This is a genomic window from Paenibacillus sp. NEAU-GSW1 (genome assembly GCF_009737085.1).
In the GTDB taxonomy this organism is placed as follows: Bacteria; Bacillota; Bacilli; order Paenibacillales; family Paenibacillaceae; genus Pristimantibacillus.
On the sequence record NZ_WOVL01000025.1, the window covers coordinates 45,688 to 65,728 of the forward strand.

The 20,041-nt window shown below is 47.0% G+C and carries 13 protein-coding genes; 1 reads left to right on the top strand and 12 read right to left on the bottom strand.

All coding sequences use genetic code 11. The features are described 5' to 3' along the window. Positions 1-402 precede the first annotated feature (402 nt). The 3 genes from GOM71_RS18145 to GOM71_RS18155 are packed head-to-tail and all read right to left on the bottom strand — an operon-like array spanning position 403 to position 6,007. Entirely contained in the window at positions 403-1,611 is a 1,209-nt protein-coding gene (locus tag GOM71_RS18145; RefSeq protein WP_173275784.1) for an MFS transporter, read from the bottom strand. Beyond that, entirely contained in the window at positions 1,599-5,003 is a 3,405-nt protein-coding gene (locus tag GOM71_RS18150) for a P-loop domain-containing protein (protein WP_156283606.1), read from the bottom strand. The genes GOM71_RS18145 and GOM71_RS18150 overlap by 13 nt, the downstream gene beginning before the upstream one ends. A gap of 35 nt (positions 5,004-5,038) precedes the next feature. Further along, entirely contained in the window at positions 5,039-6,007 is a 969-nt protein-coding gene (locus GOM71_RS18155; RefSeq protein ID WP_156283607.1) for a phosphotransferase family protein, read from the bottom strand. Positions 6,008-6,361: 354 nt separating this feature from the next. On the opposite strand from GOM71_RS18155, the gene GOM71_RS18160 reads away from it, so the two are divergent. Continuing rightward, on the top strand, positions 6,362-6,937 hold the full coding sequence (locus GOM71_RS18160) for a GNAT family N-acetyltransferase (protein ID WP_156283608.1): 576 nt from the start codon (positions 6,362-6,364) through the stop codon (positions 6,935-6,937). 46 nt (positions 6,938-6,983) lie between these two features. On the opposite strand, the gene GOM71_RS18165 is transcribed toward GOM71_RS18160, so the two are convergent. The 9 genes from GOM71_RS18165 to groL form a co-directional block, all read right to left on the bottom strand. After that, entirely contained in the window at positions 6,984-7,364 is a 381-nt protein-coding gene (locus tag GOM71_RS18165) for a hypothetical protein (protein WP_156283610.1), read from the bottom strand. Continuing rightward, positions 7,351-9,195, bottom strand: a complete 1,845-nt coding sequence (locus tag GOM71_RS18170) for a dynamin family protein (protein ID WP_156283612.1) — start codon at positions 9,193-9,195, stop codon at positions 7,351-7,353. Before GOM71_RS18170 ends, GOM71_RS18165 begins: the two co-directional genes overlap by 14 nt. Next, positions 9,189-11,141, bottom strand: a complete 1,953-nt coding sequence (locus GOM71_RS18175; RefSeq protein WP_173275787.1) for a dynamin family protein — start codon at positions 11,139-11,141, stop codon at positions 9,189-9,191. Before GOM71_RS18175 ends, GOM71_RS18170 begins: the two co-directional genes overlap by 7 nt. Before the next feature lie 5 nt (positions 11,142-11,146). Next, a complete protein-coding gene (locus GOM71_RS18180; RefSeq protein WP_156283616.1) occupies positions 11,147-13,405 on the bottom strand; it encodes a dynamin family protein in 2,259 nt (752 codons plus the stop codon). 181 nt (positions 13,406-13,586) lie between these two features. Continuing rightward, a complete protein-coding gene (locus GOM71_RS24495; protein ID WP_156283618.1) occupies positions 13,587-16,175 on the bottom strand; it encodes an RCC1 domain-containing protein in 2,589 nt (862 codons plus the stop codon). Between the two features lie 108 nt (positions 16,176-16,283). Further along, on the bottom strand, positions 16,284-17,120 hold the full coding sequence (locus tag GOM71_RS24500) for an SHOCT domain-containing protein (RefSeq protein WP_156283619.1): 837 nt from the start codon (positions 17,118-17,120) through the stop codon (positions 16,284-16,286). A gap of 246 nt (positions 17,121-17,366) precedes the next feature. Continuing rightward, complete coding sequence (locus tag GOM71_RS18195; protein WP_156283621.1) at positions 17,367-17,879, bottom strand: GNAT family N-acetyltransferase; 513 nt, start codon at positions 17,877-17,879, stop codon at positions 17,367-17,369. Continuing rightward, complete coding sequence (locus tag GOM71_RS18200) at positions 17,880-18,047, bottom strand: hypothetical protein (protein ID WP_156283623.1); 168 nt, start codon at positions 18,045-18,047, stop codon at positions 17,880-17,882. Between the two features lie 295 nt (positions 18,048-18,342). Further along, positions 18,343-19,977: a chaperonin GroEL gene (groL, locus tag GOM71_RS18205; RefSeq protein ID WP_156283625.1), complete on the bottom strand. Its 1,635-nt coding sequence runs from the start codon at positions 19,975-19,977 to the stop codon at positions 18,343-18,345. Between the last annotated feature and the right edge of the window lie 64 nt (positions 19,978-20,041).

Genomic DNA, 20,041 nt, shown 5'->3' on the forward strand with positions numbered 1-20,041 from the left:
TTATAAGGCTCGAGTCCGCAAACCGACAATAATGCCTTCGTTCATCGAAGGCGTTTGGTTGAATTTAACGTTTGCGAAAGAAAGTGTACAATCCAAACAATCCAGAAAAAACGCAAAATACAGATACGAAAGGCATAGCAATTTTCAAATAGGTTGGATCGTCAGGAGACATGATGAGGTAGACCAATACACCTAATAAAAGAGTAAGTATGCTCATGAATAAATTTCTGTACTTCATCATTTTATCCCCTCCTTCAGATCCGCCAGCCCTACATTCGTCGTAATTGCGACGTATACCGTTTGCTCCATTCTCAGTTCCATTCCCGTCCAGTTGTTTCTAATGATTATTATGACGGTCGGAAGTGACAAGTGATTGTCAGCGAATGTACGTTCTGCAATCGTTTATTTGTTAACGGCCTTTACGGTGCCGTCAGCCGATTTTACCCGATTAAAAATTTGCATCAGCGGCACTGCGAGAAGCAACGAGGCGACGCTGGCGAAAATAAACGGAACATGAATCAATCCCGTTGCCAGATAGCCGACGATCGAGACCGCGCCGCCACCCTTAATCGAAACCTCTCTCGCTACGAGACAACCGGCAAGATCATTTGTCCCTTTACTGTCCTTAATAAAATTGGCGAATACCGGAATGGTGAAAAACGGCGCTAGAAATCCGCCAAGCGCAGACAATGCAAATACGCTGAGCGGCTCCATCGCATAAGGCCTAATAGACCATATGATTGCATACGCAAGCAATGGGAGGAGCGCCGGCAGCAGCCATTTTCGGATATCCGTTAATTTACCGATTAACAGGTTTGCGCAGAGCACGCCCACTTGTATAAATACAGCGACAAAACCGACATCGATAAAGGCGGCAGATACGGAAAAGACGTACAGCGACCAAAAAATGTCCGCTGTATCGTTAAATCCCGAAAGCACGGATGACGCTATATATACCCGGAGCGCCGACAAGCGGGATTTCCAATCAAGCGGCTTGATCGGCTCGGCCGATACCTCTACCGATTCCGTTGCCGCTTTTTCCGGCACAGCCGCAGACATTCCATTCTGTCCGTTTTTCAAAATGGAGAAAAGCAACACTGCAATAGAGACGACGAAGAAAGCGACCGCAACGACGGAAACGGCTGCAACTCCGAAGTAGGACAGCACAATGCCGCTAACGCCCGGCCCGATAATTTTGCCCGCTACAGATGCGGCGCGAAAACGGCCCGTCGCTTTTCCGACTGATTTGCCTGCCGATACCGCGAACAAATAGTTCAACGGAATCCAATAAAAGGCGTTTGCGAGTGCGGTTGTCACAATCAAGCCGTATAAGAGCACGTACCCCTGACCTTCCAACAGCAAATATTGCGTACCCAGTACGGGAAGGAGCCGGAGCAATATGAATACGATCGGCTTGGCTGTCATAAACCGGCCCAGCACCATATTAAGCAAGGATTGAAGCAAATAATAGCCGCCCAAATAAGCAGCCGCATAGCCGATGCTGCCCATTTCTTTGTAAATCATAATCGGAATGAACACTTTAAGCAGACTGTCTGCAAGTTCATTCATCACTCTATGAATTAATAATGATTTAGAATCTACCGTTCCCACTGCACTTCCTCCGATAAACATTCTTCCACAATCTGATTTCTAAACCGTCTGAACAGTTCATCCTTAGATTCAAATGACGTAATCGCTTGATACAACGGTTCATTATCTAATGACTCCTGGCTGTGCCGGCCCATTCGTTCATTCGCAACTTGCCGCAGTATCGCGTTCTTCGCAATCAGAACAGGATAGCTGGGCACCTTGCGCCGTTTCAAATATTCATTCGAACGTTCGGCATACTGAATGGCTTGTGCCGGATCGCTCTGCTTAAGCGCCAAAATCGCATGGTGATGGAATGCGAAGGCGAGGCCCGACCGATAGCCTGCATTTTCAAACAAGCTAAACGCCTGCTCCATGTGCTGGCGCGAAAGCTCGAGCTGCCCTTTTCTCCGCGCCGCAATAGCCAAAGCCTCGTAGCTCTTGCCCAATTCCAGCTTGGCGGACAGCTCCGTATTCAGCTGAAGCGCCAGCTTGCCGAACGTTTCCGTTTCTTTCGGATCGATATAGGCGAATGCCAGAGCAAGGTTGTTGTAGATTCTGCCCAAGCGGATTTTATCGTTCAGCTTGCTCACTAACGCTAACGCTTTATTGAAGCTGTCTCTGGCATTTGCGAATTGCTCCAGCAAATAATAAATTTGCCCCTCGAGCCGCAGCATGTCCGCCTCTTGTGCAAGCAGCCCCTTCTCCCTTGCAATGGCAATATCCTGTTGCAGCTCCGCATGGGTTTCGACGAACAGACTTCTTACATATTGCCCATCATTCAAAAACTGCTTAATATCCAAATACTTGTCCGGGTCATGAATGACCGAGCACAACTCTAACGTTTCCTTATACAATTGCGTCGCAACGTCCGGAAGCGCGAACTCTCGCGCGGCGTTCGCATGCTGCATGCCAATTTTAATACGGAAGCTATGGTCAAGAACATCGGAAATATTAGCCTGAATCTCGTTGAACGTATTGTAGGCTTTCTCCAGATGACCCTTCTCGCGATCGATCCATGCCAGCTGGTAGAGCAGCTTTATTCGAAGCTCCGGCTCCTCGTCCCGCGTCCATAGACGCTCCATCGTTTCTAAATGCGGCACGCAGAAATCGAAACAGCCGAAAGCAATTACCTGCTCGAAAGCGTCGATCACAATGCGGTACAGCTCCGAGTCCTTGCTCTCCGCAAATAAACTATACAGCCTGTCCGTTCGCGACCTAGCCTTGACGGGCGATACGCCATAAGCCAGGGCAAGCTCTACAAGCAGCGCTGTAATCGCATCGCGGAAAAGCTCAATATCTTCCCTGAGCTGCAAAATGCCCTTCAAATCGCCAATCGCATGAAAGTGAAACGGCAAATAGCGATAGGCGTAGTCGCTCTCCTTCTCTTGATAAGGCATGCAATAATCGATAATCATCCGATGGTATTGCGCTATTTCCTCCTCATCGAACGCATACTCGTCATCTTCAAGCAGCACTTCTACAATTCTTTTATGAAAAATCGTAAATTTTTTACCTGTTTGAGCGAGAAAACCAGATAAGCTTCTCATCGTTGCATGCACATGATGCCGCGTAACGCCAATCATCTTCGCCAGCTCCGGAATGCTGAGACCGTTGCGAGCCGTTACGAGCAGACCCATAATGCTCAATTTCGCCTGGTCCTCCGCATTGCGCAATTCGATCATCAAATTCCGGAAAAACAGATCGAGCGAATTCGGTATTTTGCCCATGTTGTCCTTTAAGTCGCCGCCGCCTTTGATGCTTTCTACGATACATTGCAAAAATAACGGATTTCCCTTGCAGCTATTATAGATTTGCAGAATTAAACCGTGGGAAGCCGAAGGAATCGAGGCCAGAATAATGCCTTCTGTCTCCTCATAGGTAAGCTCGTCCAGTTCCAATTCCTTGTTTATTCTCGAATGAAGCGACTCCAATCCCTGTATCGATCTTGAACTTGCCAGCACATAAATATGCTGCGGCAAATAATCCGGAAAATACGCGAGCTTCACGCCGTTTTCCACCCCGCTGAGCTCGTCCAATCCGTCAATCACAATCGCTTCTTTCCTGCCGTTCGTTGCGCAAAACGCCGAGAATGCCGCAAGCAGATTAATGAAATCCCGCTTCAGCTCCTCGGGATCGTCCTGTATATCGTCGACTTCATGACCCATTTTGCCGCTAATCTGATAATAAAGCGATTGAATCATCGCTTTCTCGTTATTGCATCCGCCGTTGCTCGATACGAAATGATGCACGTATTGCTCTTGGTCGGAAACGCAAGCCATTACTGCCGTTTTGCCTTGGCCCGGCGCCGCCTTTAGCAGCAAATAGCCCGAAGGCTGTTCTTCCATAAACGTACGTACAGACTCCAGGATATGACCTCGACCGATGAATCTTCTGCGGTAATTGACGATCAAATCTATCTGATTCGCGAAATAATAGTTTCGGCGGGGGATGCGAGCCGGCTCTTCCGCAAAGGTGCCGCGTTCTCCGCCGAGAAGAGGGAACAGCAATTCCCGGAATTGCCGATACAGCTGGCGCTGCTCGTCGTTATCTTCCACAGCGTGCGTAGTATACTTTGTCGCTCCTGCAACGCCAAAAAACATAAACTTGCGGATGACATCCTTCTTCCGGTCGACTTCATCGTAGAAATAAACATAAGACTCCTCGTTCTCGTACTGCGTGTCAAAATACGAGAAAGGCGTCAACTTAAGGCTGTTGTATACGCCGTTGTTCTTTTTCAGGTAAAATATTTCACCCTCCATAGCCGGCTGATCCATCTTTAACGAATCATATTTTACTGCAATGTTCTCCCCATTAAGCACCTGATAGCTGGTTACCGATTTGCCGTCCGTTCCGATCGGCGAGATGAGGTCGTAGCGGTCAAGAAACTCAAGCTTTTGCAAAATGCTTTGCAGCATTAGCATATTTTCCCGATACAAGCTCTCATATTCGGCAAGCGCGCTGCCAAGCGTATGCCCATATTTCTTATTGCGGATTTGGAGCAGTGAGGCAAACTGCTTCAGCGTTGCATTCTCTTCAAGCTTGCCGTTCGGCTTCACTGTGAACAGAAATTCAAGCAACTCCGGCATGAACAGCTTTTCCCGGCAGTTCCCGAACGCCCGCACCGTCTCTCGCAATATTTCCAGCCAATCGCCCATGGACAGCTTTTTCGTGAGCTTCTGCGCCAGCCTCTGGTTGAGCTCTTGAGAGAATGCGCCCTCGTGCACGTAATTGCTAAGCGCCAGAACTGCAAGAAAACGATTCATCATATCGAACATATAGATGCTAAAGTCGAACAAAACTTTGTCATTCGCTATCCCGGCCTTCATCCGTTCCTTTTGCAGAAGACTTTTGTAATACACTGCAATGGGAAATGGATAACGCTGCAAAATCAAATTTTTATATTGGTCTTCCATCTCGACTATCCCTCCGACTAATATGCAAGCGTCTATTAAGACAGCATGGCAAACAGCTGCTGCGCCGTGAACAGCTCCACATTCCAGAACGACGAAGCCTGTTTAAGCTTTTTCTCAAGCTTGTCTGCAAGCTCTAGCTTTTCCCGCCTATCGATTTCATTCGATTGCAGTTGCTTCGAGTACCGCACCGTATCAACAATTAGCGATTTCGCCTGTTCAAGCTCGCGGTAAAGCTGCAAATCCGCTTGAAAGCCAGCGGCAAGCTCTATCGGCAGCTCTCGCTCCATCAGCTGCAGGAAACGCGCCTCTTCCTCCGGGAGATAGTCCATTTTATGCAAATGAACGGAAATCTCATAGACCGGATCTGCAATCAAGGCCAATTCCCAATCGAGGAAAATGACCTCGCCTTCGCGGAGGATACCGTTTTTGCGATGAATATCGCAATGCGCGAGCACAAATGGACGGCTTTGCAACGAAGCGGCAGCAGTCCGAAACCGTTCGAAAGGCTGTGCGGGCAAGCCGTATCGTTGGAACAAATGTCCGTATTCAGGCCAGAAAGCAGCATAGGTATGCTCAACCTCCTCAAGCATGCGCAGGAAGTAGCTCTCCGTATCGCCATCTGCAGGCCACTCCGGGAACCACGCTCTCAGCGAGCTTGAATCCAATGCGAATAACCGGACAATAAAATTCACCGTTTGAGGAATGAAATATTCCGGCAGCTGCGTTCCCCTCGGATAGCCATCGTTAACCACGATGCCATCTATATATTCATGCACCTGATAGTCCGGATTGCTGTGAACCTCCAGCAGCTGCGGAACAGGAAGCCCTCTGCCGGACAGAAACTCCAGCACATATTTTTCAGGGATGATTCTTAAATCCATCTCATCGCAATCGGCAATCGGCACTCTTACGATATACTTGTTATCTCCGTCTGCAACAACATAATTATTGTTGTAATAACCGCTTTGCGGCGTCAAACCGATTGTCTGCTTCAGCTTGTCCATCCCAATTCCCCTTCTATAAACCTAAATAATTACATATCGAAAAATAATTAATAGTCCTTTAGACTTATTCCACAAAAGAACAATAATCCCTTCATTCGACATTCTATTGGAAATTCATTGAAAACGACTGAAAAATCATTTACAATTTGGTGACGATATGAAAAGGAGGATTCACGATGCCAGCAACTTTGTAATGGTTGATAGCCTATATTTTTTTCACTATTACAAGGATGCAAAGCATGGTGTGTCTTATCGCATGATGCAGGCGGATCCTTGTGATCTCCTGCTTAGCTTGCGGTAAGCCTGCTCTTATATCGCTTTGTATACCTTCTATTCCTAGGAGGATATAAATAAATGAGCAATTTACAGCAAAAACGCGAGAATATCTTTACGATAGAGTGCGAAGATATTATTTTGAGAGAATATTTGGTTGAAGATTTGGACGCCTTGCACAATCTAACGTGGCAACCCCATTTTCATGCGTTTTTAATGGACTGGAATGTTGCCAAGGAACAGCGTGCAGAGTGGATCAGCAATTATGAAATACCTGAAAACAAGCGATTTCTGGATGCTGTATCCTCTAATGAAGATATTGGAGATTTGCGTTTGCGACTAGCGATCGTCTCCAAGCGTACAGGCCAATTTATCGGCGTTTGCGGCACGGGAATCAAAGATGAATTGCCTTCTCCAAACCGAGAAATTTACTTCGGCATTTCAAGCGAACATCGCAATCAAGGCTACACAACGCAGGCTGCCAGAGGATTAATCGATTATTTATTCGATCATGTCCGCGTAGAGCAACTGGTCGCAATCGCGCAGATCACTAACGTTCCGTCGAATCGAGTGATCCAAAAATGCGGGTTTGCGTTTCAAAGCGAAATCGAGCTGGACAATCGAATTTACCGCTATTACAAGCTTAGCAAGAACTAGTTGAAACAATCAAAAGGGGCTGCCATTAGGCAGCCCTTTTCATTTGCTATCGATTCAAATTGTTCGTTGGATCGCCGTCCGGATTGGATCGCAAGTAACCGCCTGTTTCGTCTCCTCGCATATGCCCTTCGACAAAAGTGCCGTCGGACTTTACGTAAGCATGTACATAATGCGGCTTTACGACGTGGACATGATTCCAATCAATCGGCTGCATCTGATAAGAATGCGACTGGGACAATGGATCCGGGCACTTCATCATATCTGAAAAATCGAGCCCTTGGCCTGTTCCGCTGAACGTATTGTAGGCATGCGGTTCAAAATGATGCTCCCCCATATGATAAACCGATCCATCATGATGCGAATGACTGGAATGGTCATGGCCCGCGAACGAATGATCGCCGCTGTTCACACCGTTATACTCGCTCATACTCTGCTCCCCTTTCGGCTGCAATTCGTTTCAGTTCGCCAGCCATCAGTTCCGTTTCAAGCTTGGCATCTCGCAATTGTCTCGCCAGCTCTTCTCCGTTAGTAGCCGATCGCTCCAGCTTGGTCAGCTGCTGTTCCATCTCAGCAGTATAGCTGTCCAATCGCTTGTCGAACTGCTCGACTGCCAACCTGTGAATTCGATTAATACAGTCCGTTACATAACCGAGCGTTTCTTCCGCAAAACGAATCTCAACTAGTTCCAGCTGTTCTCGTATAGCTGCCGTTAACTTCGGCTTCTGGGCTTTATAATCACGATCCCTTATCGTTTTTTGCACCAGCGGCAATCCGCTTAATGTAATGATGGGAACGACGATTGGACCGCCAAGCAAGACGGCTAACGCACTGACGCCGCCTACGATAAGCCCTGATTTCACCATAGGGTCAGTGCGTTTCTCCACAGTGACATCCGCATCTACCCTGACGTCAGACAAATCGATCGTTACCGGACGAAGCCGAATATCGCCCCCAAACGATTGGGATAGGCCAATCGACAATTGATCGGCGAGCTTGCCTAACAGCTCGTCTATTCGATAGCCGTACTGCTCAATCCAGCCCTTCAACCGGCGCTTGACGGTAAGCGGCACATCCACAGACACGAATTTAGCCAGATCCCCGCCCTGATAGGATTCCGTCATTTCCATCAAATCTTCAGTCATGCTTTCGAACATATAAAGAATCGATTTACTAACCATCTGTTTAAGCTCGATTCGGCGGTCCTCAACATAACCTTGAAGCAGTTGCTGCCGCTCGGTCCAACCGTTTCTCCAGCGGCGAAGCTCTTCGAGCTCAGCCTGAAGCTCGTCGCGATTGAAGAGCGCGGCTTTACTCCTCGCCTCCAATACATCAATGACATCATGCAGCAAACGCTCTGCGCTTCTGCAACTGCTCTTCCACCGGAGATCGGCTGCGCTCCCTTTCTCGGAAAGCCGCTGAATTTCTTTTACAAGCAATGCCATTCCGCTCGATTCCCATAATGCATCGTTATCGTCCATGCGCGCTTCGAAGCCTTCTAAAGCAGACACGAGCAGCGGCTCTGCCTGTGCAAAAGAAGGGATAGATTGCAGTCTCTTCCTCGCCGCGCTTAGCGCTTCGACCTCCGCTCCGTCCGTCAAATCTGCAAAATTGAGAACGAACACGATACGGTCGAGCCCCGCCTTTAGCAGCGTTTCTTCCAAAAATTCGCGTTCGGTTGCTCTAACAGGCTGAAGCGCATGAAGAACGACAATGACAACGTCAGCTCTCGGAATATACTGATAGGTAACATCAGAGCGCATCTCATTCAAATCATTTAGTCCCGGCGTGTCGACGATGACAGTTCCCTGTTCGATTCCGCGCATCGGCATGTGCAATTCGATTCCCGAGATACCCGCTGTCGAACCGCTGCTGTCGTCCCCGTCAGCAGACCAATGCTGAAGCGATTGTTCTGTTGCCTCGATGGATTGAACCGTTCCGTCTTCGTAGTGAATCTCAGCCCGACGCGCTTCTTCCGTATTCGAAACCATCCAATGAATTTGAGCCGTTGTCGGCGTAACGTCCATTGGCAGCAACCGTTCGCCAACTAATGCATTAACAAGCGTAGACTTGCCATTATTGAACTCCCCGACGACAACGATACGCAAAGATTGCCACTCCAGCTCAGCCTTCAAACGTTCTGCCGCTTTCGCATTGCCGCTTAACTCATGCTTTGCGCATATTTGCTGAAGCCTTATCAACCATTCTTGCAGCTCTAATGGATGTGTGGAAAAGCTTTCGTTATCATTAACGTTTAGCATGGTTGCTGCACCTCCTCATTGAGCACTTGCAGCCGAACGGCAATATTCTTCAACGCCTGCTCCTGCATTTCCAGCTCTTCCAGCTTTCGCTTTGTTTCCTCTTCGCTCAATTGAAAATTGCGGACAACGCTGTCCAGCTGCTTGCGGCTGTCGTCTGTGCTATGCTCGATTCCCTGCTCATAGCCGTCCGTTAATTTCTGCGTTCGATTCGTCCAGTATTTCTCAAGCTGCTTGCACTTGTCTGAAATAGGCTTATTGTAGCGATTATCTACTTCTTCCTTCAATTGCTCATAAGGAGAAGGTTTGCTGCTGCCGAACAGCCATCCAAATAAACGGGCGGCCCCCTCTACAATTGCCCCTGCAATTCCTATTCCGATCCCTGTTACCCCGCGCAGAAAACCGCCCCTATCAAGCAGTTCATCCGCCTTGTCAATCATCATATTGGCCAGAGGAGAATGGAAGCCTGATAACGGTACGTTATCCATTCCATTGCTATAATCGTTAGAATCAGTACCGGCGCTAAACTCGCTGCCCAGCATTCCGCCAAGCAAGCTTTCATAGCGGCCGAGCTCCGCCTGCATGTCCTTGTTCGCGCGAATAATCGCTTGTTCTTCATAGGACCGCATTCGCTTCTCCAGCTCGGTCTGCAGCTCCTTCTCCCGGACTGCCGTTTTCTTTTCAATCGTCTCTTTCGTTAACGCAGTATTGCTATGATGCCTATATACTCGTTCCATCTCTTCTGATGCAAAGGAAGCGACTGCTTTCAGCTCACCCTTATACCATTGCTGCAGCTCAACCCCGTCCGCGCTCAGCCGGTTTCTCATCGCCGCAATCGCTTGAATGCCTTGACTGCGCGTTCGTTCCAGCTGCTCGCGAAGCCCGCCTATTGATTGCTGCGCGTCTGTCATCCGATTCAACAGCGTCCGTCTTTCAAATTCGATGTGATACCGAATCATATCGTTAATAATCCGTATTCCTCTGCTGATCGGCTTGCCTAGCTTTGCCGCGCCGCGATCAACCGCCAAAAAGCGTTGAAGCCCTTCTTCAAGCTCGCGGAATCCCGTCTCCTCTTGCTTGAGAAGAGGCGTGCGCATCGTCGGCATGCCTAGTCCTCCGGGATACTGCTGATTCAGCAGCTCATGCCTGGAAGATACGAGAAATACATGCTCTGTTTGCATAATATCATTAACCTCATTGCGCACTCGCTCTAACACTCTTATTCTGTCGCTGTCCGTCCGCAGCATATCCTTGAACGTTACGACGAAGAAGATTTTGCTAATATCCGCATCTTTAATCCGGTACAAGAACGATTTCTCCGATTGAGTCAACGGCCTCATTCCGTGAATAACAAAAATCGCCGCATCGCTGCTCGGAATGTAATGGTTTGTAATCGCCTCTCTGGCGGCATCCATATCATTCGTACCGGGACTGTCGATGAGAATAACGCCGTCGCTGCCTAATGAAGTCGGCATTTGTACGTCCGCGTAAGCGATGCTGGCGATGCGCTCCGCCTCTCGTCTGGCTCGCAGCCGATCCTCTTCGTTGTCATCGGGAATATCAGGGGCAATTAATTGACGGAATGCCTCTTTCGACAATCGTTCTTCGCCGCCATCGCGCTTAATAATCCGAATATTTTGCTCAGTTCCGTACGCAATTCGGGTCAATAAGGCGGTACAAGGCGTAATCGCAGTCGGCAGCACATCCGTACCGAGAAGCGCATTAATGAACGTAGATTTTCCGCTGCTGAATTCGCCGACAACCATAACCTCGAATTGATCGTCCTTCATTCTTTTCACGGCTGCGGATAAATCCTCCGCTTTGCGATTGAATTGCAATCGAATTGCCGCTGCTTCAAGCTCCTCCAGCAAATCGACTGCCTGCTGACGCCTTTGGTTATATAGGTCGATAGTGCGCTGTTTGCTCGTGCCCGCTTCTTTCAAGTTCATGAAGTCTACTCCTCCAGTTGCGTATACTGAACATATTTGTCGCTGCCGCTGATCCATTCGTTCTTCCCGATCTGCAGCCATCCGTTCATTTCGCCAATAATATCGACACGTTCCTCCTGCTGCAATGTACGGACGACCTCTCCTTGAGTAGAATACGTCGTTCGTACGTTCAATTCCGCCGCTTTAACGACAGCGTATCCGATAACTCCATCGTCCGCTTGCTGCTGCCCATCGTTCTCGCTTGCCGGTTCGTCCATCGAGCTTTCCACAAATACAGATTCGAACCATTCCGACACTTGCGACACCGCATGATCAAATTTCAACTGGGCTTGTTCGCGGTCGTTTGTGAATGTGACGAATAGAAACACGGCTGCTGAAAGGAGAAGAACGAGACGGAGCTTGCCGAACCAATAAATCGGCCGCCGGATTTGAATGTCAATCTCTTCAGGCATATCGCGGTCGCGCTGGAGCGCATCTCTTGCGATCGCTTTCCATTCCGCTGGTACAGCGCGCTGAACCGTGTTCGGATCAAATGCATCGGGATCCTTCTTCTTTAACCGTCCCCTGATACGCTCTGCCAAGTCTGCATATACATCCATTTGCCGCAGCTCAAGCAGCGCTTCATATGCTGCGGCTGCTCCGGCCGTATGTGTCTCCGCTTCTTTCAGTTCCGATAAATGCTCGCCCAATGTCAATTGGAATCTTCGAATTGGTAAAAAGCGATCCAGAAGCCGGAGATCTCCAGCAACTGCCTTATCCGTTTTCTCAACCTTTTTGCGATATTCGAATGTCGCAGCAATTGCTCCATTTAGAAGCTGCTCATACTTTTGCTCCAGCATGCTGTCCAATTTTGAAGCCTGCTCCTCGAAATCCATTGCAAGCACTTCAAGAGCCGTCGATAAATCCGCTCTTGATGAGAGGTATTTCCCATAATGCGTCTCAACGGATTCCCATAACAGTCGAACGCTTTTTACGGCCCTTTTGCGAGCAAACAACGCTTTCACCCGGCCAGCCCCGTATCCCATAACTTCCCGATGCTTGGCAAGCGCTTGGCGGCGTTTCTCCAGCAGCGCCTTCTCATTGGCTGCGAGCTTCTGTCGCTGACGCGTTACTTCACCCGACCCCGCAGCCAATCTATTTAATGCAGCATTATAAGACTCTTTAGCTGTCATCCATTGCATCCATTGCTTCACGAACGAATCTTTAGGTCTCGTCAGAAACTCATCCAACTGGCTTGCGCTGTCATTGATTTCAATCAGCTTTTCGATTAGAAGCGTTTGCGACTGATCCAGACCGCTCAATTGCTTCTCTCCATCTACCGTGAGCCTTAATATACATGAACGAATGCCGTATGCTTCCATCTGTTGTTCAAGCTGCACTTTAAGTTGATTCGTAAGCTCTGCCATTCTTTCCAGTCTCTTAGTGAGGACTGATGCGCGGCTTTCACGGTGATCTTCCGCCAATCGTTCCAGCAGCAGACCAAATCGGCTTAATTCCCACCAATGCGCTGAATCTTCGCTATCTGCAGCTTGAAGCGCGTCCAAAGAAGATACGCCGATCATTCCGCGAACATATTCGGATAATTTTCTTTCCTCCGCCCGTGCATACTTGACCGGATCCAACGGTTCAGAAGAGTACTCCTCCGCCTTATCAATGCCATTAATAATGCCGAGCGGCATGATGGAAGTCTGTTCGCAAAGCGACTGAATCGACTGCCGTTCGGTTTCCTTGCCGACAAGTCCGAACATGAACAGCCACATCGCGTCATCTAATCGCTCCAGTACCCGTTTGGAGCGAGCGGTATGCAGCTCATTGCCTGCATTAAATCCCGGCGTATCGACTAACGTCATCGTTTGCAGCCGCTCATTCGGCAATTGGAGCTCGATATAATCGAAAGTGCTGCGGAGATCGTTTCCTTCGTCACCCTCAGCTGTTAACACGTCTAGTATAGATAGCGGATATTCTGCAGCTTTGCCTTCATTGTCATAGGCTACAACCTTCTCCTGCTCGCCATATTTAATGAACGTTACAACAGCAGTCGTAGGAAGAATATCTGTCTTTAAAATCTCAGTTCCAAGCAACGCATTAATAAACGTTGACTTTCCTGCGCTGAACTCGCCCATTACTCCGATGATCGGAACATCTTTAGCATCTGAAGCCAGAGTCCGCCATTCTGCTGTATGAATGAAAGACGACAACTCTAGCAGCACATCTTCCGATACAGCCGATATCACTTTGTATAAATCGTCTTGCTTCACCATCATGATGTCACCCTATAGTTCAAATGTCATAGTTCTTCATTTCAAATATATCCCATATTAACTTCGTATGTAAACGAGAGAATCATATAAAAACCCAATCTATACCTTATGAGCCCCTTGCACGCAGAAAAAAAGCTCGCAAACGTTCATAGAACGTATGCGAGCTCCTTCGTTAACGATTGCATTAAGGCTTAAATGGTATTCCAGTTCCCCAAATGACCGTACTTCCGTCTTTCTTTGTAACCAACGTACCTTTCGATAATGGGAAAATTTTATCGACATTCGTTATTTTGGATGGATAATAATAACCTCCGTAATCAATTATCGTTCCGTCCTTGCAATAGATTACGAAATGCCCGTTTGCGCCTGTAATGGATATCGCATTTTTAATATTAGTCGGCGAATCGCAGTATACTCCCCAGCACTCAACTGTACCGTCATTTTTCAACACCATTGTTTCCGAGCCTGTCGCTGCAATCGCCTTTACATTCGAAAGGCCTTTTGGCATTTTCTCTCGGTCGGAATCTCCCCATTCTACGACAGTACCGTCCTTTTTCAAGGCTACAGCATGATAAGTCCCCGCGCTAATGGCTTCGACGTTTACCGCATTTGCCGGTACTTTCTTAACCTCTGGAGGGTAAGTTCCCCATACCTTTACTTCTCCATCCTTTGTTAATACCATCGAAAAATCATTTCCGGCGACGATATCCTTAACGGCTCCCAAACTGGACGGTATTTTGGCCTCAGGTCTATATGTTAAATCTCCATTGATGTGCATGCCATTGACCCCGCCCCAACCTACAGCCTTTCCCTGTGTCGTCAACGCTAATCCGTGACTATTGGAAACCGAATACTTTGCAATGTTCTGTATATCGCCAGGAAGATTATACAAATAATCAGCATAGCCTTGAATCGTTATACGATTATCTTTGCCTACAATAAAGCGGACATTTTCGTTCACAAATAAATATTTTATCGCATTCAATTTCTTCAATGAAACGAGACTGCTATAATCATCGAGACCTAGTTTAACGGTATCGCCATTTTGGGTGACGCCCATATTTCTTATTATTTGCTTTAGACCCGTATTTTCGTAGCGCTTGACCTCAATGCCAGTTCTCCAGTCATAAGCAATTGCGGTCCCATTGTCCAGCAACACCCATAATTCGGTGAAATATCCACTGCTTATGGAGGTAATTGCATTTTTACTATTTTGTAAAGCTGTAATTCTAGTCACATGATTGAATTCATCCCACAGCGTGATTGTATGGTCATCATGTAATACAGCCGAATATTCATCATCACTTGCAAGCGCAACTGCGGCAGGCATTTGTAGAGGCAGCGATTTCGCATTGTACCCCCATGCAACGACCGTCCCGTCCTTTTTCAAAGCCAGATTAGGCCCTCCTGCCGCTATAGCAATGACATCCGTCAATTCTTTAGGAATATCCGTATTCCCAAATTTCTTGTTGCCCCATCCAACAACCGTCCCTTGTGCAGTTAATGCCAGCGAATATTCATATCCGGCTGCAATTGCCTTAACATTGCGTAAATCGGACGGTACATTGGATTGTCCATAATCATTGTTACCCCATGCAATGACGGTCCCGTCTTTTTTTAAAGCCAAAGCATGGTCATCCCTCGATATAGATACCTCTGCTATGCCTGTTGCTGTTTTCGGGGCTTTAGCCAAACGAGGTTCATACGGCCAAAACTTCGCCCAACTTACGACTGTCCCGTCCTCCTTTACGGCTAAATAATCATTATCATTTGCAGAAAGAGAAGCAATGGATGTTGTTCCTTCTGCGGGGATGAATGGTACTGTGCTCATCATGTCTGGACGTACAACAGAGCCATCCTGGCTCATGCCAAGCAATCCATCCTCAGAATAACGCGACACTGCTGACAATTTGGTTGATTCAATGTGCGCAGCATATTTATCCTCTAACCATTTGACTACTGAACCGTCAGATCGAAGAAGATATATTTCATTTGCACCAGCGGAAACCGCCACAATGTCCTTGTAGGGCGCGACTTGCATCTTATCGGTTTTCATGCCGCTCCCCCAAGCTACTGCAGTGCCGTCTTTTCGCAAAGCAACCGATACGCTCCACCCAGCTGCGACATCGACGACATTCGTCAGCCCTTTCGGCACGAGGGTATTTCCCATTTGATCCTTGCCCCATGCAACGACCGTTCCGTTTGATTTCAGAGCGAGCACATGATAAGGACCAGCTGAGACGTCGGATACATTCGTTAATCCTTTCGGAATCTTGGTCTTTGCGTCCCCTCCGTCATCGGTATAATGATAAAAGGAAATTTTACCGGTCTTATGTACCATAAACAGAGTGCCGTTATTTGCTGATATGTTAACGACATCTTTAGCTTTAGCAGGATTTGTGCCTTTTAAGGAATCAGCAATATTATCTTCTTTTCCCCATTTAGCAACCGTTCCGTCTTTCTTTAACGCGAAGGCCACGTTTCCGGAAGATGTAACGGATATGACGTTACGCAGTTTATCTGGAGTTGACGGTTCTCCGGACAGCTTTGTTCCCCACACCGCTACTGAACCATTTTCCCGGACAAACATCTTATGACCATCTCTACTATAAATTCTTTTTTGGTTGGATCTCGCTTGTTCAATAGTTAGCGTTGTTGCCTTCTCAGCAGCGTCCGCAGTGGTTGCGGCTCCATAGGAGTAAATAACCGCTGTAACAATAAATGCTGCTAAAATCATTATTGCTGATCTCGTATTCCATAAATTAATACGCACTATGCCAACTCCTTATATTAATAGGTCAACATATATTCTAGCGTTTGGAAAAGAGTCCATCAATAATTGTTATTTTCAACATTATGTATTCTTAACACAAATTGATCACTAGCCTATCAGCTTCTTCTTCTGTACTTCAAACTCATCCTCGCTTATTATTCCTTCATCTTTTAGTTGAACAAGCTTTCTAATTTCATCAGCAACAGACATATTGCCTTGATCATTATTGCTAATTATTGAAGTCTCTTTTCGCTTGTCCTCCTCATCGGCTTGTCTGATAAGAACTCCAATTAATTGATGACAATGATACGCTGTATTGTAACCGTCTTTATATTCCGGACTGTCCTTTGCATATGCGGAAAATTCAGAATCTAAAAAGGCAATCTTATGTACCGGGTTAGCTGCATCATTGACAATTACGTTCAATTCAATCTTCTTCACTTTTTCTTGGCTTGTCGTCGAGCCGGAAAGTCCTCCAATTAAAGCCCCGACGCCGCCAGCAAGCAAACCGCCCAATAAGGCGCCGCCCAATTGGCTTCCCCTGTTCGTAGACGTAACGCTTATACCATCAGTCACAATCTCTGATTTTAAAATGTCTTGATAGCTGTATACTCTATCTTTGAATGAATGAAGGGATACGAATGAGATTTGCTTGTTCGTCTCATCGATTGACAATGTAACATCTCCATTTGCTGATGTATATCTCTGAGAAGATTTGTAATTAGGAATGCGCTTTAACCTATCATCCGTCTCATGCCGCTTCTGTTCCATTTTTTCTTCTTCCATTTCTTTGTTTTTCTTATAGAAATACCACGAACCAATTCCAAATCCAAAAAACAGAACCCATGCTACAATTGGATAGTCCCCGCCACCGCCAGTTGCAAGAATGACAATAAAGAAAATAAATGCGATGATAGCTGTAATACCGCCTAGAACTACATACATGTTATGACCTCCAAGTTGTTGTTGTAAATTCCTTTTATAATAGCGTTTATAATAAGGGTTTTCAATGAAAACCCTTATGTGTTAAACGTTTCCTGAGACCTATTGTCCATAATAAACATAGAGTACAGATTTCAAATGCATCAAAACTCCAAGGTGGCATTAGCTCGAATAGAAAAAGCCGTTGGTTTCTCTCCCAACAGCTCAAATAGATTGTTTTTCAACTTTGTAATATTACAAATAACTTCTTTATCCTTTCAAGTTAGCTAAGTTGTAGAACATATTCGTAAGCCTTCCAGATTTATTCAATCGTTTGAATTCATATTTAAGATAGAATGCAACACAACTTTCAAACGACTCTAGAGTAAGAAAGTTACATCCGCTTAATTCAGATACCTGGATAGCTGTATCAAGTGCTTCAAAAAGCAGAGACTCACCGATTCCTCTATTTCTATATCTCTCATCAACTCCTAAATAGTGGAGTTTAATGGCAGGAACCATTCTTACGTCAACCACATTATCAATCTTGTGTTTTGTTCGCTGCCCATTACTAAGTTCCATAAGGTCGTTATGTAATGTAAAATACCCGATTAGATTTTGACTTTCGTCAAAATACAATCGGGTAACTGCACTATTCATGTACTGCAGTTTTAATGCTTGCTCCTTTAGGAAGTTCTCTACGCTTATCTCGTCAGAACATTTAAAATTTCGTACTTCTTCCATATGTTCATCAGAAATAACCTCACAAGTAAGCAGTTGCATTTACCTTTTCGTCCTTTGCTCCCTATGCTTCCGCATCATCTCACGCATGCGGTCGTTTTCCTTATTATTCTTAGATGGGCGCATCGCCTCATCAATAAAGTTCTGCATCTCACGTTCGTTTTTAAATTCAACCTTGGTTGCTCTAATGGGTTTGATCATACTAACCATCTTTGAACGACCCCCTTTAGTGGAGTTCATGTAAATCACCTCAAATGGTTATTATTCACATTTACCATTCAGGAAATTCACCTCTATGGCAAATATAACATAGGAAAAATGTGTAAACAATAGCATTTCCCACGGAGATGAAAATTGTCTTTAGCAAATTACGAAAAAAAGAGGCTCGCGCAAGTTCGGAGAACTCATGCGAAACCTCTAATTTCACTCGAACGTGGCCAAAATGTGACCATTTCGAGTAATCGAATCCCTGAAACCCTTATATATCAAGGGATTTCGGGGTTCCTTACATCATGCCGCCCATACCGCCCATGCCGCCCATGTCAGGCATGCCTGCGCCAGCGCCCTTCGGTTCTGGTTTGTCCGCAACAACCGCTTCAGTTGTCAGGAACATAGCCGCTACGGAAGCTGCGTTTTGCAGCGCGGAACGCGTTACTTTAGCAGGGTCAACGATGCCCGCTTCGAACATGTTTACCCATTCGCCGGAAGCTGCGTTGTAGCCTACGCCGACTTTTTCGTTTTTCAGACGCTCAACGATTACAGAGCCTTCTTGGCCTGCGTTCGCAGCGATTGTGCGAAGCGGCTCTTCGAGGGAGCGCAATACGATGTTAACGCCTGTTTGCTCGTCGCCGCTTGTTTGAACGGCAGCAACTGCTTTGTATACATTGATCAGAGCCGTACCGCCGCCGGATACGATGCCTTCTTCCACCGCTGCGCGAGTGGAGTTCAGGGCGTCTTCGATGCGGAGCTTGCGCTCTTTCAGTTCAGTTTCAGTAGCCGCGCCGACTTTGATAACCGCTACGCCGCCAGCCAATTTAGCCAGACGCTCTTGCAGTTTTTCTTTGTCGAAGTCGGAAGTTGTTTCTTCCAGCTGCGCGCGGATTTGGTTCACGCGAGCCGCGATGTCGGATGCGTTGCCTGCACCGTCAACGATGATCGTGTTTTCTTTCGTTACGCGCACTTGACGAGCGGAGCCCAGTTGGTCAACTGTAGCGGATTTCAGCTCAAGACCGAGTTCCTCAGTGATCACTTGGCCGCCAGTCAGAGCAGCAATATCTTGCAGCATTGCTTTACGACGGTCGCCGAAGCCAGGAGCTTTAACGCCTACGCAAGTGAACGTGCCGCGCAGTTTGTTGACAACCAGAGTCGCTTGAGCTTCGCCTTCAATGTCTTCAGCGATGATCAAGAGCTGTTTGCCGGATTGTACCACTTTCTCGAGAACCGGAAGTATCTCTTGAATGTTCGATACTTTTTTGTCAGTGATCAGGATGTATGGGTTGTCGAGGACAGCTTCCATTTTATCCGTATCGGTAATCATGTATGGGGAAACGTAGCCGCGGTCGAACTGCATGCCTTCAACCACTTCAAGCTCCGTAACGAAGCCTTTCGACTCTTCTACTGTAATAACGCCGTCGTTGCCGACTTTCTCCATCGCTTCTGCGATCAGTTGGCCAACTTCTTCGTCAGCAGCGGAGATCGATGCTACTTGCGCGATCGATTGCTTGCCTTCGATTGGTTTTGCGATTGCTTTCAGCTCTTCAACAGCCGCTTTAACCGCTTTTTCGATGCCTTTGCGGATAACCATAGGGTTAGCGCCAGCTGTTACGTTTTTCAGGCCTTCACGGATCATGGCTTGAGCCAGAACCGTAGCTGTAGTCGTGCCGTCGCCCGCTACGTCGTTTGTTTTCGTCGCTACTTCTTTAACGAGCTGAGCGCCCATGTTCTCGAACGCGTCTTCCAGTTCGATTTCTTTCGCGATGGAAACGCCGTCGTTCGTGATCAACGGGCTGCCGAATTTTTTCTCAAGTACAACGTTACGGCCTTTAGGACCGAGCGTTACTTTTACTGCATTTGCAAGGGAATCAACACCGCGAAGCATCGCGCGGCGAGCGTCTTCACTAAATTTAATCTCTTTAGCCATTTCGTATAACCTCCTGAAAAATAAGTATAATGTTGCAGCTCTATCGTTCTTCTATATATCCCTA

Excerpts from the sequence above, each read along its gene's own strand:
- groL (WP_156283625.1), bottom strand. The coding sequence starts at position 19,977 with ATGGCTAAAGAGATTAAATTTAGTGAAGACGCTCGCCGCGCGATGCTT.
- GOM71_RS18160 (WP_156283608.1), top strand. The coding sequence starts at position 6,362 with ATGAGCAATTTACAGCAAAAACGCGAGAATATCTTTACGATAGAGTGC.
- GOM71_RS18165 (WP_156283610.1), bottom strand. The coding sequence starts at position 7,364 with ATGAGCGAGTATAACGGTGTGAACAGCGGCGATCATTCGTTCGCGGGC.
- GOM71_RS18170 (WP_156283612.1), bottom strand. The coding sequence starts at position 9,195 with ATGCTAAACGTTAATGATAACGAAAGCTTTTCCACACATCCATTAGAG.
- GOM71_RS24500 (WP_156283619.1), bottom strand. The coding sequence starts at position 17,120 with ATGTATGTAGTTCTAGGCGGTATTACAGCTATCATCGCATTTATTTTC.
- GOM71_RS18180 (WP_156283616.1), bottom strand. The coding sequence starts at position 13,405 with ATGATGGTGAAGCAAGACGATTTATACAAAGTGATATCGGCTGTATCG.
- GOM71_RS18200 (WP_156283623.1), bottom strand. The coding sequence starts at position 18,047 with ATGGTTAGTATGATCAAACCCATTAGAGCAACCAAGGTTGAATTTAAA.
- GOM71_RS18175 (WP_173275787.1), bottom strand. The coding sequence starts at position 11,141 with ATGAACTTGAAAGAAGCGGGCACGAGCAAACAGCGCACTATCGACCTA.
- GOM71_RS18195 (WP_156283621.1), bottom strand. The coding sequence starts at position 17,879 with ATGCAACTGCTTACTTGTGAGGTTATTTCTGATGAACATATGGAAGAA.
- GOM71_RS18155 (WP_156283607.1), bottom strand. The coding sequence starts at position 6,007 with ATGGACAAGCTGAAGCAGACAATCGGTTTGACGCCGCAAAGCGGTTAT.
- GOM71_RS18150 (WP_156283606.1), bottom strand. The coding sequence starts at position 5,003 with ATGGAAGACCAATATAAAAATTTGATTTTGCAGCGTTATCCATTTCCC.